The following is a 16,528-nucleotide window of genomic DNA, read 5'->3' on the forward strand; positions in this document are numbered from 1 at the left end:
TGAAGCCAAGCGGCAATCAAGCGCCGATCCCCCCGCCGGCACAGCGCGCGCCGGGGGAGGGGGGCAACATTCTTGCTACTCAGCGGGGACTGCTTCGCGTTCATCGGACAAAGGATGCGGCAGATGTATCAGCATTTCCTTGGGGCAGGCTTGCAAAAAGTTCACCCGCTCATTTGCCCAATCGTTCAGGATCGCTTTTGCCTTCAGGCTGCCGGTTTCTTCGGCATGGCGTTGGACAAGCCCTTTCAACTGCGCCTCCCAATGGGGGTGGCCAACGGCACAGGTCACAAGGCTTTCAAGGTTCATAAACTCCTCGGCCACACCGTCAGGATCATAAAGATAGGCCATGCCCCCCGTCATCCCCGCGCCAAAGTTTGCGCCGATACTGCCCAGAATTACCGCCACACCGCCGGTCATGTATTCACAGCCATTGGTGCCGCAGCCCTCGATCACCACCGACGCGCCCGAATTGCGCACGCCAAAACGCTCGCCGGCGCGGCCACAGGCAAACAGGTTGCCCGCAGTCGCCCCGTAAAGAACGGTGTTGCCGATGATGGTATTTTGTGACGCCTCAAGCGGGCTTGACATATGCGGGCGCACCACGATCGTCGCGCCCGAAAGCCCCTTGGCAACATAGTCATTGGCATCGCCGGAAACTTCCAGTTTCAGGCCCCGCACCGCAAAGGCCCCAAGCGACTGCCCGCAAGAGCCGGACAGCTTTACCGTCAGATGATCCTCTTGCAAGGAATTGCGCATTCCAAAACGTTTGACGATATGGCTGCTGGCCCGCGTGCCAATCGTGCGATGTGTGTTGCGCACGGCATAGGACAGTTGCATCTTTTCGCCATCTTCAAAGAATCGGGCGGCGTCACGGATAATCTCGGCATCCAGCGTATCGGGCACCGCATTGCGGGGTTTTGACCGATCATAGGTGATGCGGTGCGCACCATCGACGGTGATCAGCAGCGGGTTCAAATCCAGATCATCCAGATGCGCCGAACCGCGCGAAACCTGGCTCAGCAAATCCGCCCGCCCGATGATCTCGTCCAAAGAGCGCGCGCCGATACTGGCCAGAATCTCACGCACTTCTTGCGCGTAGAAAGTGATCAGATTGACAACCTTATCTGCCGAGCCGGAAAACTTCTTGCGCAGGTCTTCATCCTGGGTACAGACGCCCACCGGGCAGGTGTTGCTTTGGCATTGGCGCACCATGATGCAGCCCATCGCGATCAGTGCCGCTGTGCCGATACCATATTCTTCGGCCCCCATCATTGCCGCCATCACGATATCGCGGCCCGTGCGAAGGCCGCCATCGGTGCGCAGGGTCACCCGCTCACGCAGGTTGTTCATGCTAAGCACCTGATGCGCCTCGGTCAGGCCCATTTCCCACGGCAGGCCTGCGTATTTGATGCTGGTCGCGGGTGATGCCCCGGTGCCGCCATTATGGCCGGAAATCAGGATCACATCGGCCTTGGCCTTGGCCACGCCTGCCGCAATCGTGCCAACGCCCGAACTGGATACCAGTTTTACCGTCACCTTGGCGCGTGGGTTGATCTGTTTCAGATCATAGATCAACTGCGCAAGGTCTTCGATGGAGTAGATATCATGGTGCGGCGGCGGTGATATCAGCGTCACCCCCGGCGTGGAATGGCGCAACCGCGCGATCAGTGCCGTGACTTTCATGCCGGGCAACTGCCCGCCTTCGCCGGGCTTGGCGCCCTGCGCGACCTTTATCTCCAACTCTTCACAGGCGTTCAGATATTCCGCCGTCACGCCAAAGCGCCCCGAAGCCACCTGTTTGATCTTGGCGCTTGGGTTGTCGCCATTCGCCTCGGGCAGGAAATGCGCCGGGTCTTCGCCGCCCTCGCCCGAATCCGACTTTGCCCCAATCCGGTTCATGGCGACGTTCAGCGTCTTGTGTGCCTCGGGGCTAAGCGCACCAAGGCTCATGCCCGGCGTCACGAACCGCTTGCGGATAGAGGTGATGCTTTCCACTTCCTCAATCGGCACGGGTTTGCCAAGCGACTTGATATCCAGCAAATCGCGTAGATGGATCGGTGGATTGGCCCGCATGACAGCCGAATACTGCTTCCAGATGTCAAAACTGGCGCGATCACAGGCCGATTGCAGCATGTGCATGGTCTGCGCTTCCCAAGCGTGCTTTTCGCCCGATTTGCGCGCTTTATAAATCCCGCCAATCGGCAGCACATCCGCGCCGCCCAGCCATCCGCGCGCATGCACTTCCAACAGTTTATGCTGAATGCCCGAAACGCCAATCCCGGAAATCCGGCTTTGCATGCCGGGGAAATATTCGGCCACCATCGCACGCGAAAGGCCGACTGCTTCAAAATTCAGCCCGCCGCGATAGGATGACAGAACCGAAATGCCCATCTTCGACATGATTTTCAGCAAACCCGCATCAATTGCCACGCGATAAAGCCGCATCGCCTCGGTTAAATCCGTGTCCAACAGCCCCCGCGCAATCCGGTCAGCAATGCTGTCTTGCGCCAGATAGGCGTTTACCGTCGTTGCACCGCAGCCGATCAGCACTGCGAAATAATGCGGGTCAATACATTCCGCCGAACGAACATTGATCGAGCAAAACGTCCGCAAACCTTTGCGTGTCAGCCAGCTATGCACCGCCGATGTCGCCAGGATCATCGGCATCGCCACCCGGTCCGGCCCCTGGTGTTCATCCGTCAGCACCAGATGCCCGGCACCAGACCGAACCGCATCCTCGGCGTCGGCGCGAATACGTTCGAGACATTGGCGCAGACGGTCGGGATGGGCATCGCGCGGGAAGGTGCAATCAATCACCGAAACCGTATCGCCAAAATGCTGCATCATCGCATCAAATTCGGCATTGGCGATGAACGGGCTTTCCAGCAGCAAAATCTCGGTCTGGCTGCTGTCTTCATCCAGCACGTTTTTCAGGTTTCCGAACCGTGTTTTCAGGCTCATCACCCGGCTTTCGCGTAACGAGTCGATTGGTGGGTTGGTAACCTGGCTGAAGTTTTGCCGAAAGAAATGCGACAGCGGGCGGTACACCGAAGACAGAACAGCCGCCGGGGTATCATCGCCCATCGAGGCGATCATTTCCTTGCCATCCTCGGCCATCGGCGCCAGAACCTGCTCCAGCTCCTCCAGCGAATAGCCCGCTGCGATCTGGCGCTTGCGCAGTTCAGTGCCGGTATAGCCCGCAACTTCGGGCAGGTTGGTCAGAAACTCTTCCAACTCCACCACCTTTTCGATCCAGTCACCAAACGGCTGGGCCGCGGCCAGTTTATCCTTGAGCGGCCCGTCATGGTAGAGCTTGCCTTCGACCATATCGACGGCAATCATCTGCCCTGGCCCCAGCGCGCCCTTTTCACGGATCGTTGCCTCATCCACGGGCACCATCCCGGCTTCAGACCCCGCAATCAGCAGCCCGTCGCCCGTGACCACATAGCGCATCGGGCGCAAGCCATTACGGTCAAGCCCCCCGCACACCCAGCGGCCATCGGTCATCGCCAGCGCAGCCGGGCCATCCCAGGGCTCCATCACCGCGTTGCAATAGGCGTACATATCAGCCCAAGCTTTTGGCATGTCGGTCGTGGCTTTGCTCCAGGCTTCGGGCACCAATATGGTTTTGGTGAACGGCGCGTTGCGGCCAGACCGCACCATAACTTCAAAGACCGCATCCAAGGCACCGCTATCCGAAGTTCCTGCCGGAATGATCGGCTTGATATCCTCGGCCATGTCGCCAAAGTTGTTCGAAGCCATGCGAATTTCATGGCTGCGCATCCAGTTCACGTTGCCTTTCAAGGTGTTGATCTCACCGTTATGGGCCAGCATGCGGAATGGTTGGGCCAACCACCACTGCGGAAACGTGTTGGTGGAATAGCGCTGATGGTAAATCGCAAAGGCAGATTCAAACCGTGGGTCCATAAGATCGGGGTAGAACACCGCCACTTGTTCGGCCAGCATCATGCCTTTGTAAATGATCGAGCGGCACGACAGACTGCACAGATACAGCCCCGCGATCTGCGCCGCAACCGCGGCTTTTTCTACCCGGCGGCGGATGATATACAGCTCGCGCTCGAACTGCTCCTGGTCAATATCCTTGTCACAGCGGATCAATATCTGCTCAATTTCGGGGCGCGTCGCATTGGCCTTTTCGCCCAGCACAGCAGTTTCGACCGGCACATGCCGCCAGCCGTAAATGTAGTGGCCCATTCGCAACACTTCGGTTTCCACAATGGTACGGCAGCGTTCCTGTGCACCAAAATCAGTGCGCGGCAAAAATACCTGCCCCACCGCGATCAGCTTGGTCAAATCCGGCTCATGCCCGGTGCGGCGCACCTGATCGTAAAAGAACTTGGCTGGGATTTGCACATGAATCCCCGCGCCATCGCCGGTCTTGCCATCGGCATCGACAGCGCCACGGTGCCAAATCGCCTTCAGCGCGTTGATCCCGTTTTCCACGACTTTCCGGCTTGGCTTGCCAGAAATGGACACCACCAAACCGACCCCGCACGAGGCATGCTCATCCTCGGCCTTGTACAGGCTGTGCGTGTCCATAAAGGCGCGCTTGGTTTCCTCGGCTGTGACCCAAGCGGCATCGTAAACGGGTGAGTTGGTCATTGGGTCACTCCCTCAAAAGGATAGAAGTTGAAAATTGCTGGCCCAACAAGGGCCTTGGGCCGCCATGCTCATTTTTGCAAAGCGCCGATCAGATCAGCGATCATCTGCGCGTAAACCTCATTTGGCGTCATCGTCCAGGGAAAGGCCTCACCCTGTTCAAACGCGCTGCGCCAATCGTTGTAATTTTCATCGAACAGCTCTTGGTTCACGTCAAAGGGGTCGGCATCCATCATCTCGCCGTCCAGGGCGCAGCTTTCCCAAAATGGCGCATAGGAATTGATCGGCGTGTCGGGATCTGGCGATTTGATCACAAGGCTGACCACCGGCTCATGTGCCGTACCGTCAAAATCATCGGGCAGATCGACCCGGCCAATCCAGATGACCACTGGCGCCAGGCCATCTTGCACACAGGTGTAAAACCCGCCCAGTTCCAGCTCATTTTCCATCGCTGACCCCGCGCGAATAGCTGCTTAGCACAGCGTCACATTCATACAGGGGCGCGGTTGCAAAGAATCCCGGCTCGCCGGGGAAAATGAACTGCACCGGGCTGCCATCCATCGGCACATAGCCGCTGCCACCATCCCATTCCGATGGGCCTGCAAAAAACAAACGCCAGCCCGGATGAATATATTCATTGCCGCGCGACCGACGCAGCGCCCCCCCCGAAACGTCCTCTTCGGCAAACTCAAATTCCGTTTGCAACAGCGTAACCCCATCAATTTCAACCGATTTTCCGGTCAGCCGGTCAAAACCACGCACGCGGCTGGCCTCGCCATTATCGCGCGTCAGGTTGAACGCAAATGTATCAAGCCCCTCCAGCAATTCCGAGAAAGAGGCCGGGTCTTGCGAACCGGCGTCCAGCGTTTGGCGCACCATCGGGTTCATCTCAATGCTTTCCACCCATTGCGCCTCGGCATCAATGCGGCTGGCAAAAAACAGGCCTTCCTGGTCAAAGTCTGCCCGCCACTGATCCCCTGGCGTGTCTTGCGTGCATTTGTAATAATTCGAAACCCGGCAGGCCCGCGCCTGTACCGTCAACCAGCCACTACACCCGGCAGGCGGGGTAAACGACCCAGCATTGGCTGGCACCACGCCCACAAGCAATGCCATCAGCGCAAACCCGGCATGGCCTTTGTGCAAAAGGGTCAAAACAGCTTCCTTCATATCGGGTCCTTACCTGTTGCGGCATTTGTGTCTTGGCTGATACCCCATCATTCAGCGGCAGCTACAGCACCACCTTCGGCCATATATGCCAGCATTGCATCCGCCGCCTCGCGGCCATCGCGAATGGCCCAGACCACAAGGCTTGCACCACGCACGATATCCCCAACGGCATAAACCCCGGCAAGGCTGGTCGCGTGGCTTTTGAAATCGGCCCGAAATCGTGCCCCAGCGTGTCACGGTCAATTCCGGCTGATCCCACAACATGGGCAGCGCCTCTGGCTCGAAGCCCAGCGCCATGATCACCAGATCGGCAGGCTCTAGATAATCCGCGCCCTCAATCAGTTCCGGCATCTGGCGGCCGGTTGCATCCGGCGCGCCAAGGCGCATTTTTTGCACCACCACACCTTCCACCACCGTGCCGCCGGTAAACCCCTTTGGCGCTGAAAGCCAAACAAATTCAACACCTTCTTCTTCGGCGTTTTGGGTTTCACGCTGGCTGCCCGGCATGTTTGCCCGGTCGCGGCGATACAGGCATTTCACCGATGTCGCGCCTTCGCGAATTGCTGTGCGCACACAGTCCATGGCTGTATCTCCGCCGCCGATCACAACCACCCGTTTGCCCGCAGCGTTCAACGTGCCGTTGTCATATTCCGGCACCTCATCGCCAAAGCTTTTGCGGTTGCTGGCGGTCAAGAACTCCAGCGCGGGAACGATACCTTTGGCGCCAATCCCCGGCATTGCCAGATCGCGCGCTTTGTAGACGCCAGTCGCAATCAGCACGGCATCATGCTGCCCACGGATCGCATCAAATGTCAGATCCTTACCCACGGTGCAGTTCAGGACAAACTGCACGCCCGCCGCTTCCAATTGTTCAACGCGTTGCGCCACAACGTCTTTTTCCAGCTTGAAGCTGGGGATGCCATAGGTCATCAGCCCGCCGGCGCGGTCATAGCTGTCATACACCGTCACCTGAACGCCGGCCCGGCGCAATACATCCGCAGCAGAAAGCCCCCCCGGCCCAGCACCGACAATGCCCACACTTTCCGTGCGTTCGCGGCCCGGTTTGATCGGCTTTACCCAGCCATTTTCCCATGCGGTATCGGTCAGGTATTTTTCAATCGCACCAATCGTTACTGTACCATGACCAGATTGTTCAATCACGCAATTGCCTTCACACAGCCGGTCTTGTGGGCAAATCCGGCCACAAATCTCTGGAAATGTGTTGGTCGCCTGCGACAACTCATAGGCCTCTTGCAACCGCCCTTCGGCCGTCAGGCGCAGCCAGTCGGGAATGTTATTGTGCAATGGGCAATGGGTTTGACAAAACGGCACGCCGCATTGGCTGCAACGGCTTGCCTGCTCGGCGGCCTTTGCGGCCGCAAACTCGCGGTAAATTTCATGGAAATCCTGTGCGCGCAGGTTGGGTGGGCGCTTTTCCGGCATCTCCCGCGAGACATTGACGAAGCGGAGCATCCGTTCCTTGGCCATCGTGACGCCTCCCTGACGAGTTTGGATAAGGAGGTCTTGATACTGCGGGGGCAGGTGAAATAAAAGGCAGCAAGGCTGACCTAAATGTCAGTATTTTACAAAAAGTATCGGTGCCGCGCATCTTTCTTCAGGATAAAAGGTAAGTATGAGTTACCTATCGGTCAGTATCCCAGCGAAATCGCCATCAAAGCCAAGCTGCCAACGATGATTCGCCACCAACCGAACAGCGCATAGCCATGGCGGCTGACATAGCCAAGCAACCAGCGCACAACCAGAACGGCAGTGATAAAGGCCGCGACAAACCCTATCGCAATTTCGTTCACGGCCCCGGCATCCAGCAAGTCGCGGTTTTTATAGAGGTCATAGGCAAAGGCCCCGGCCATGGTTGGCATCGACAAAAAGAACGAAAACTCTGCGGCTGCGCGTTTATTGGCCCCCAACATCAAGGCACCAACAATCGTTGCGCCAGAACGCGAAACCCCAGGGATCATCGCAAGGCATTGAATGAAGCCGATCTTCAGCGCCATAGCCAAAGGCAACCTCATCGCGTCATCATAGCGTGGTTCAGGCGCAATACGGTCAACAAGCACCAGGATGATGCCGCCGAGGATGAGCATCACAGAAATCAGCCGGGGGCTTTCAAACAGCACCGTCTTGATGAAATCATGCGCCAGCACGCCGATGACCACTGCAGGCAGAAACGCGATCAGCACGGAAAGAATGGTCTGCCGCGCCTGCGCGCTTTGCGGAGCGGCCCTGAACAGCGCCCAAAGCTTGACGGAATAAACCGACAGAACCGCCAGCACCGCCCCAAGCTGAATGACCACTTCAAACGTCTTGCCAGTGCTTTCAAACCCGATGAAATGCCCTGCCAACAAGATATGCCCGGTCGAAGACACCGGGATAAATTCGGTCAATCCTTCCAGAACCCCCAGAAAAAGGGCCGCCAGCGTTGTATCAGCCATAACCGGCCCCTTTAAGGTTTAGACTTTACGAAGGTTCCGGGCGCTGTTCTTGATCGCGGCATATTGCCCCGAAGACCGATACCGCCACAGGTATTCGGGCAGCATCGAGTCCATTGTAACCGGCGTAATCCCCAGATCCGCAAAGGTTTTTGCACCATCAGCAACCACATTGTCAGAGCGTAGCGATTTCACCTGATCGCGGGTCAAAACCTTGTTGGTCACAAGCCCGCCCGTCAGCACTGTCAGCGCGTCGAAACCGGCCGCGATGACAGAGGCAAGGGCGAAGGGAATGTTGACGATCAGCCTGTTGCGCTGAACAACGTTCAACATCTGCTTCATGAGGTCGCGGAAACTTGCAACCTCTGGCCCGCCCAGCTCATAGATGCCCGGTGCGGCCTCTCCGGTTGCGCCCAGAACCGCAGCTTGCGCGACATCATCCACAAACACCGGCTGGAAGCGGGTGCTTGCGCCAACGACAGGCAAAACCGGCCCCATGCGCGTCATCGCGGCAAAGCGATTGAAGAACCCATCTTCCGAACCAAAGATCACGGAGGGCCGCAGAATAACTGCCGCTGGAAAGGCTGCAAGAACTGCCGCCTCACCCGCTGCTTTTGTCCGGGAATAGTCACTTGCAGCAGCGCTTTCGGCACCGATAGACGAGATTTGCACCAGATTGCCGACCGCCTCTTGCGTCGCTATCCGCGCAATCCGGCCTGCGCCCTCGACCTGCACCGCCTGAAAATTGTTCTTGCCGCCTTTGTCAAAAGTGCCAACGCAGTTCACAACCGCGTCTGCGCCCTGCATGGCCCGGCGCACCGACGCGTCATCGCGGATATTGCACAAAACCGGCTCTACCTGACCTACAGCGCCATAGGTTCTGACAAAAATCGCCTCATTGGGGCGCCGCACGGCAACCCGCACCCGCCAGCCAGCCTTTGCCATTCGCCGTGCAATATATCGCCCGACAAATCCCGAGCCGCCATAGATTGTGACCAGTTTGCTCATCCGACATGCCTCCATCTGGAACGTGCTCCATCCGATTGCCTGCATATCCCCACACGCCCGTCCAAACAAGCAACAAAAGTCTTGATGATTTTTGCAAAACACCCGTTGACAGTACCCCTGCGCCGCTTTACATCGCCCCTACGACACCTGCCCAGGTGGCGGAACTGGTAGACGCGCACGGTTCAGGTCCGTGTGCCGCAAGGCGTGGAGGTTCGAGTCCTCTCCTGGGCACCATTACGGCAAAGAAAACCCAGCAACTTTAATTAGTTGCTGGGTTTCTTCTTTTTCGCATCCTCTTTTTGACGCTGTCAGGCTGGCTCTGCCCACAATCTCAGGCCCTGCGCCTTTTACGGGTGAATACCCTGCAAAAGCCCCGCACGGGGCGGGCATCTGGGCGGCTTTGGCCTTGGGATGATTTTAGGGCTGCGGCGTTTGGCCCGCGTGAACTGATGCCGTTGGGTGGGGGCCTCTACCGTATCAGTGCACGCAGCCTTTGCCGGGATAGACCATCCAGACCATAGGGCGCTTGATCTTACGGGCGCTGCCGCTGCCGCTGCCATGCGCCGTGTTTGCACTGCGACCTCGTGTCCGTCGACACTTCATCGCAGATGTGATTAAATCGGGGGCCACGCTTTTTGAGGTTTTCCATGTCGTCACGCGCCAATCTGCCTTTGGTCTATTCCTGCTCTGGCTGTTCCAGCGCGGCGCAGATGGCAAATCACATCGCGATCGGGCTGGACAGGCGTGGCCTTGCCGAAATGTCCTGCATCGCGGGCGTCGGTGGTGACGTGCCAAAGCTGGTGCGCCTTGCCAAATCCGGCCGCCCTATCATTGGAATTGACGGTTGCGCGCTTGCCTGCGTTCGCAGTTGCCTTGCGCGTCACGGCGTTGCGCCGACAGAGTACCATCTTCTGTCCGATCATGGGGTCAAAAAGCGCTACAAGACCGATTTCGATGCCGCAGAGGCCGAACAGGTCTTGGCCAAGATGGCCGCAGCTTTGGCGCCCGAGGCAGCCAAACAAGAAAGCGTTTCTTGACTGCTGGGCATGCGCCGAAAAATACAGCGCCAAAACGCCCGAAAGCGCCCCCGACAGGTCAGGCATCTGCCCCGGTCAATCTTGCAGGGTCATGGCCGGAATGGTTTTTGCGCGCTTTTGTTTGTCGCGCAAATGGGCCACCAGAAATAGCAGGCACAGCCCGGTTGCAATCAGCAAACTATCCAGAAGGAATGATGCTGGCTGCAGGGCTTTGATGACCTGTGCGACATAGGCCAGCACGGAACCGGTGGCAAAAACAGGCAAGGAATGGCGACCCAGCAAGATGATTGGCGCCACGGTTGGAGAGGCCGCCAGTGTCTTTACCGCAGGTAGAACGCTCAGCGTATAGGCCAAGGCGAGACAATGCAGAAGGCGCGGCAGGAACACGAAGCTTTTGTCAAAAGATGTGAAAACCGGTGGAAATCCGGCATATTCATACAGTATCCAAAGCCCGTGACCGCCCCAGGCGGCCAAGATCGGCACCTGAACCCAAAGCGCTGACAGGATCAGAAAAGCAATCGCCAAACGCAAGGCCCAGCGCCTGATCGGTAAAAAGCGCCGCCCCTGCCGCATCGCCAAGCCTGTCAGTATTCCGGCCACGAACAGCACTTGCCACGCCAGCGGGTTAAAGGCCCAACCGTTTTCGGTGGGCCAGGTCGGCATCTTGATTTTCCAGAAACCCACCACAAACCACAGCACCAACGCAGCCGCCATTGTAAGCCTTGGCCAGCGCGCCGCGACAAACAAAACCGCTGGCGCAGCCAACAGTAACACAACATATAGCGGCAGAATGTCGGCATAGGCAAAGTGGTGGCCCAGCGAGACAAGCGCAAGCATCAGCCCGGCCGGATCTTGGGCCGCGAGCAAGATGTTGCGCCGCTCGGCCATAAGCGCGATACCCGGCTGGTTGATGGCCAAAACGAACAGGGCCAGTATGCAAAAGATCACAACGCAATGAACCCACCACAGCGTCACGGCCCGCCGCCACGGGCGCAAAGCCATGGCAAGGTTGACCGGGCCGTTCAGAAAAGCTGGCCCATATGCAAGCCCGGTGGCGATGCCGGACATCAAGACAAAGCCTTCAGCCGCGTCTGAAAAGCCGAAATTGCGCGAGGTGAAATTCTCCCAGATGGTGCCGGGAATGTGGTTGATGAAGATCATCAGCAAGGCGATGCCACGCAGCAGGTCGATCCGGTTATCGCGCAAATGTATGTGCTTAGGCAACTTTCGGCTCCGTGATCATGGACCATACCGCAAGGATGGCGCCATAGCGGGCAATGATGGCGGGTTGTGATTGATCGGCAGGCACCGGAAAATGGCCGGGGGCAGCGGTGCGCGATGTCCAGCAGATCAAAAGCGGTGCGATGATCATCGGCAGGGCCACGGGCAACAGCCACAACGTCAGGACCGGTGCAAGAAACTGGGTAATCAGCATCCCGCCAATGCCCCAAGCGGTAATCCAACGCGCTGCCAGCCAACTCTCGGACAGCGTCAGTTGGCCATCGCCGCGGTTGTTGGGGGGCCAGCCGCCATCGCGCCCCAGCAAGACCTGAATGACAGAGCGGCTTTGAAAGGCCAGAAGCACGGGCGCGACAAGCGATGACAGCGCCAGCTCTGCCAGCACCGCCCGCAGGCTTTTTCCAGCGCCGCCAAAGCCCCGCGCCCGCCCTGTCAAAACTGCATCCAGACCGATCAGGAATTTTGGCATGACCAGCAAGCCAAAAACCCCCAGCGCAAGGCCGATTGCCTTGGGGGTCTGGTTGTTGGGGAATACCGGAAACGGCCAATTCGCATAGGGGAAGTAGTTCAGTTCATCGGCCAGCGGGATCGCCGCGATTGACGCTGCGATGAAGGCAAGCCAGATCAGCGGTGCCAAATAGGCGAAGATGCCTTGAAACAGCGCAAACCTGCTCCAAAGCAGCAATCCGGGGGCGGCGATGACCTTGCTGTGTTGCAGGTTGCCTTGGCACCAGCGGCGGTCGCGCTTGGCGTGGTCGATGATGTTTTCGGGGCCACCCTCAAACGAGCCGTCCAGATCATCGTCCAGCCGTACCGCCCAGCCCGCGCGCGCCAGCAGCGCCGCCTCAACCGAGTCATGGCTCATGATATGCCCGCCAAAGGGCGGCCGCCCGGACAATGCCGGCAAACCGCAGCTTTCGGCCCAAGCGCGCACGCGCACAATGGCATTATGCCCCCAGAATGGCCCAGACCGCCCCTGCATGGCCGCAAGGCCACGGGCGAAGGCTGGCGAATGAAACACCGCGGCAAATTGCATCGCGCGCCCAAAGATCGAACGCGCACCGATCACCCGTGGCAGGGTTTGCAATAACCCAAGATCGGGGTCGGCCTCTATCCGGCGGATCATTTCCAGAAGGGTTGCGCCCTCCATCAGGCTGTCTGCATCCAGTATGACTGCATAATCCCAGGCACCGCCAGAATTGGTGATGAATTCTTCGATATTGCCGGCCTTACGGCCCGTATTGTCGCTACGGCGACGATAGAATATGCGCCCCAAGGCTGCCTGCCGCGCAATCAGCGTTGTAAGCCATTGCTGTTCCAATGCGGCAATCGCGTTATCCCTTGTGTCTGAAAGGATCGCAAAATCAATATGTGGGCGCGCCGGGCACGCATCAAGAGAGTCGTCCATCGCGGCGATGCGGGCGAATGTGCCTTTCGGATCTTCGTTGTAGATTGGCACAATCACCACAGTCTTAGCCCGGATCGGCCCGGCAAGCGGTGTTGCGGCAGCGGGTTGGCGTGAGGTCAGGCCAAGCAGCGCCGTAGCGGCCCCCCAGGCAAGCCACCATGTCGAGAGCGCAATCAACACGGTGCGGGCTACGTCGATCAACGACACACCATCGGCCGCGCCATAGATGAAAAAGACCATCCCGGCCGCCGTGGCCGCCAGCAGGCTTGACGACAAGGCAAGCAAACGCGCCCCGCCGGTGCGGGCCTTTGTGGCGGTTTGTTTTGGGTCAATCACCCTGGCCATGGCCTAGTCGACGCGCCGAAAGCCATGTTTCAGCAGCGCAAGGCGCACCAGCAAAACGCCAAAACCACGCCCGATGAGGCCCTGCTTGGCCTGCAGGATTTGCTTTGGCATGACCAGCGGAGCGAAAGGCGGCGCAATGGCCGCTGACGCCAAGCAGATCAAGGTCGCGCCATTGGCAACAACCGGCATTTGTTCGGTCATGCTGTCACCCATTGATATAACCAGTTTTCCGTCAGTTTTCGCCCAAACCCTGCCACATGGGCCCGCAACTCTATCGTTTCGCCAGAGTTGGGCAGAACGTCGAGCACAAGCCGCCAGACATTCAAGCCTTCGATCTTTGACAGCGTTTTCACGCTGATAGTCCCGCCAGAGATTGACGCGACAGGCTCCAGCTTGGCGTCTGCGGGTAGGGATGCCAGCATTCCGCCGGCAAAATCCACCACGAACTTGCGGGTTTTATCGGTGTTCTCGCCGCCCGAGACGCCGCCAATGCCCGCGCGGGTTTCCTTGACAAAGGCGATATCTGCCGCCGGATCAACCGGCAGCGCGCCCCAATGCAAACGATAGACAAACTCTTGCATCGCACCGGGCAGCGGTTTTTCTTCGGGCACCCAAAAGGCAACGATATTGTCGTTTATCTCTTGTTGGGTTGGAATTTCAACCAGACGCACCGCGCCACGGCCCCAGTCACCCAGCGGTTCAACCAGCAAGGACGGCCTGCGTTCGTAATGCGCCACCGCATCTTGATACCTGTCAAAATCGCGGTCGCGCTGCATCAGGCCAAAAGCCTGCGGGCTTTCCTCAACAAACCACGATTTAGAGAGGCGCGCGGGGTTGTTCAGCGGCCGCCAGATCCGGTCACCATCGCGCCGATGAATGACCAAGCCATCACTGTCATGCACATTGGGCCGGAAATCGTCAAAATCCGTGCGGTTCTTTTCCGAAAACAGGAACATCGAGGTCAATGGGGCGATGCCCATCTGATCGACTTCACTGCGAAAGAACAGGCGCGCAGTGACATCCATCACGGTATCCGTGCCGGGCCGGATGACAAAGCGGTAAGCGCCCGTACAACTGGCGCTTTCAAGGGCGGCATAAACCGTCACGTCACGCGCAAAGGGAACGGGCTTTTCGATCCAGAAGCGTGAAAAGCGCGGGAATTCCTCGGGTTTGCCCAGCGCGGTGTTAAGTGCAAGGCCGCGGGCAGACAGGCCATAGCCGTTACCACGCCCCACAGCGCGAAAATAGCTTGCCCCCAGAAAGGCAATGACCTCATCAAACAGATCGGCGCGGTTAAGTGGCGCATTCAGGCGAAACCCCGCCACGCCGGGCAATGGTTCATGCGGGGGAACCCGGTCTTTGACCCGATCATAGTAGCGAAAATCGTCGGTGGAAAAGACCATGGGGCGCGCAACGCCCGACTCTACTTCGAACATGGTGACGGGTTCGGCAAACAGCCAGCCAAGATGGAAGGCATGCAGGTGAAACCCGGCTTCTGGTGCTGCCCAGCGGGCCTGATCGGGGTTGAACTGAACCGCCTGATAATCATCATAGCTGAAGTCAGAAAAGAAGCCTTCGACCTTTGCCGCGGGAACGGCGGCCTGTTGCGCAAGCGCGCGCGCATCTTCGGTCAGCCAGTCAAAATCAAAGGGCAGGCCCGCGCCCGCTGGCTCTGTCACAACCGCAGGAGTCTGTGCCATGGCCCGCCCGGCCAAGCTTGTGCTGCAGTGCAGAAACGTAATGCCACCAACACCGGCCAAGAAGGCGCGGCGGGGTAGAATAGCGTGTAACGTCTGTTGGACCGACATGCCGGCTTCCATCCTTCGATTCGCGAAAAACTGTATAGAAATCGCAGATTATGCGGTAATGTGCCAGATCACTTGCCATGCGTGGCGCGCAATGGTGTCATGCGAAAAATGCTGACCTGCGTTCTCTGCGCCGCAGCATATCTCGGGCCTCTGATGCTATGCTTGAACGGGCTTTGTCAACGGCTCAACACTGAAAATACGGATGAATTTTTTCGTTGCCGGGCTGGCTGCATCCTTTGTCCGGGTGCGCCCATGCCGGTTCAGCCAAAGGCCGCCCGGTTCAGCCAAAGGCCGCAGGACGTATCTGGCGGCAGGCGCAAGGTTGTGGGCCTTATCGAATGGCAGGTGCCTGGCTTGGCCTATGGGTGGCAAGGCGCATTTGGACGATCTGCGCAGGGTCAGGCGGATGGCGCGACACCTATTGAAATTGCCTATGCCTTTCATCAGAATTGATAGGAGTATTCAACTGCACAAAGGCTTTGCCATGCTTGACAAATTGGACATGCTGATCGCCCTTGCCAAAACCGAGCACTTTGGCAAGGCCGCCGAAAGCCTTGGGATTACCCAGCCGACGCTTTCCACCGGCATAAAGAACCTTGAAGACCAGCTGGGCGTCAAACTGGTCTTTCGCGGCTCACGCTATGGCGGCCTTACCCCAGAGGGGCAAAGCGCGCTGGCCTGGGCCCGCCGGATTGTCAGCGATGCGCGCCAGTTGAAAGACGAAATGCGGGCCAAGAAATACGGGCTGGCGGGGCAATTGCGGGTCGCTGTCATCCCGACGGCCCTGACATGGGCCGCAAAGCTGAGCGCGCGTTTCAGCGAAAAACATCCAAAGGTCCGCTTCACCCTGTTGTCGCGTACCTCTATCGAGATTTTGTCGATGATGGAAAATCTCGATGTTGATGCAGGCATCACCTATCTTGATAATGAGCCAACCGGGCGGGTAAGCACCGAGCCGCTGTACCGCGAACATTATATGCTGGTCTGTGGAAAAACCTCTCGATTTGCCGGGCGCCCCGCTGTGGGCTGGAAGGAGTTGGAGGGCGAAAAGCTGGGTTTGCTTACGCCAACCAATCAGAACCGCCGAATCATAAATCGGCATTTCCGCGAGGCCGATGCAACGCCTGACCCGTGGATCGAGTCGGACTCGACGGTGGTGCTGGTTGCGAATGTGGAAGATGGCAACTGGCTGACCATCTTGCCGTCCGATCTTGCGGTTTTTCTGACGCAGGGCAAGGATTTGGCACTGGTTCCAATGTCGGGCACAACAACCGGCCCCAGTGTTGGGCTGGTGGCCCCTTACCGCGAACCGCACACGCCGATTCTGCAAGCATTGCTGGCCCAGGCACGACAAATGTCCAGCCTTTCTTGATTGAGAACCTCAATGACTATATGAGTTTGCAATATTGATGAGAAATGATGGCGCCGCTAGACCCTGTGCTGAAC

11 protein-coding genes, 1 tRNA gene and 1 pseudogene are annotated in these 16,528 nt (G+C 58.3%); 3 read left to right on the plus strand and 10 right to left on the minus strand.

All coding sequences use genetic code 11. The features are described 5' to 3' along the window. Positions 1 to 75 precede the first annotated feature (75 nt). From gltB to VDP61_RS14145, 6 genes and pseudogenes are all read right to left on the minus strand, one after another. Positions 76 to 4,623 carry a glutamate synthase large subunit gene (gltB, locus tag VDP61_RS14120; RefSeq protein WP_323007496.1) on the minus strand — a complete coding sequence of 1,516 codons (4,548 nt, stop codon included), beginning with the start codon at positions 4,621 to 4,623 and terminating at the stop codon, positions 76 to 78. A gap of 68 nt (positions 4,624 to 4,691) precedes the next feature. Continuing rightward, a complete protein-coding gene (locus tag VDP61_RS14125; protein ID WP_323007497.1) occupies positions 4,692 to 5,069 on the minus strand; it encodes a hypothetical protein in 378 nt (125 codons plus the stop codon). Further along, positions 5,059 to 5,787: a hypothetical protein gene (locus VDP61_RS14130; RefSeq protein ID WP_323007498.1), complete on the minus strand. Its 729-nt coding sequence runs from the start codon at positions 5,785 to 5,787 to the stop codon at positions 5,059 to 5,061. Before VDP61_RS14130 ends, VDP61_RS14125 begins: the two co-directional genes overlap by 11 nt. Positions 5,788 to 5,834: 47 nt before the next feature. Then, a pseudogene (locus VDP61_RS14135) lies at positions 5,835 to 7,275 on the minus strand (NAD(P)-dependent oxidoreductase). A 161-nt stretch (positions 7,276 to 7,436) separates the two neighbouring features. After that, positions 7,437 to 8,240: an undecaprenyl-diphosphate phosphatase gene (locus tag VDP61_RS14140; RefSeq protein ID WP_323007499.1), complete on the minus strand. Its 804-nt coding sequence runs from the start codon at positions 8,238 to 8,240 to the stop codon at positions 7,437 to 7,439. Between the two features lie 18 nt (positions 8,241 to 8,258). Next, positions 8,259 to 9,245 (minus strand): complex I NDUFA9 subunit family protein, encoded by a 987-nt coding sequence (locus tag VDP61_RS14145; RefSeq protein ID WP_323007500.1) that lies wholly within the window; start codon positions 9,243 to 9,245, stop codon positions 8,259 to 8,261. 149 nt (positions 9,246 to 9,394) lie between these two features. Here VDP61_RS14145 and VDP61_RS14150 point away from each other — a divergent pair. Together VDP61_RS14150 and VDP61_RS14155 are read left to right on the plus strand one after the other, a co-directional pair. Continuing rightward, positions 9,395 to 9,479 (plus strand) — tRNA-Leu (locus VDP61_RS14150). 413 nt (positions 9,480 to 9,892) lie between these two features. Next, positions 9,893 to 10,282, plus strand: coding sequence for a putative zinc-binding protein (locus VDP61_RS14155; RefSeq protein WP_323007501.1), 390 nt, complete (start codon positions 9,893 to 9,895; stop codon positions 10,280 to 10,282). A gap of 75 nt (positions 10,283 to 10,357) precedes the next feature. On the opposite strand, the gene VDP61_RS14160 is transcribed toward VDP61_RS14155, so the two are convergent. The 4 genes from VDP61_RS14160 to VDP61_RS14175 are packed head-to-tail and all read right to left on the minus strand — an operon-like array spanning position 10,358 to position 14,974. Further along, entirely contained in the window at positions 10,358 to 11,506 is a 1,149-nt protein-coding gene (locus VDP61_RS14160; RefSeq protein WP_323007502.1) for an OpgC domain-containing protein, read from the minus strand. Next, the gene (gene mdoH, locus VDP61_RS14165) at positions 11,499 to 13,265 is read right to left on the minus strand and encodes a glucans biosynthesis glucosyltransferase MdoH (RefSeq protein WP_416236540.1); all 1,767 of its coding nucleotides are present in this window, start codon (positions 13,263 to 13,265) and stop codon (positions 11,499 to 11,501) included. Before mdoH ends, VDP61_RS14160 begins: the two co-directional genes overlap by 8 nt. A 12-nt stretch (positions 13,266 to 13,277) precedes the next feature. Continuing rightward, positions 13,278 to 13,475 (minus strand): hypothetical protein, encoded by a 198-nt coding sequence (locus VDP61_RS14170; RefSeq protein ID WP_323007504.1) that lies wholly within the window; start codon positions 13,473 to 13,475, stop codon positions 13,278 to 13,280. Beyond that, positions 13,472 to 14,974, minus strand: a complete 1,503-nt coding sequence (locus tag VDP61_RS14175) for a glucan biosynthesis protein G (RefSeq protein ID WP_323007505.1) — start codon at positions 14,972 to 14,974, stop codon at positions 13,472 to 13,474. Before VDP61_RS14175 ends, VDP61_RS14170 begins: the two co-directional genes overlap by 4 nt. 592 nt (positions 14,975 to 15,566) lie before the next feature. Here VDP61_RS14175 and VDP61_RS14180 point away from each other — a divergent pair. After that, complete coding sequence (locus VDP61_RS14180; RefSeq protein WP_323007506.1) at positions 15,567 to 16,454, plus strand: LysR family transcriptional regulator; 888 nt, start codon at positions 15,567 to 15,569, stop codon at positions 16,452 to 16,454. Positions 16,455 to 16,528: the final 74 nt, after the last annotated feature.

It is taken from the genome of Pseudorhodobacter sp., assembly GCF_034675685.1.
In the GTDB taxonomy this organism is placed as follows: Bacteria; Pseudomonadota; Alphaproteobacteria; order Rhodobacterales; family Rhodobacteraceae; genus Pseudorhodobacter.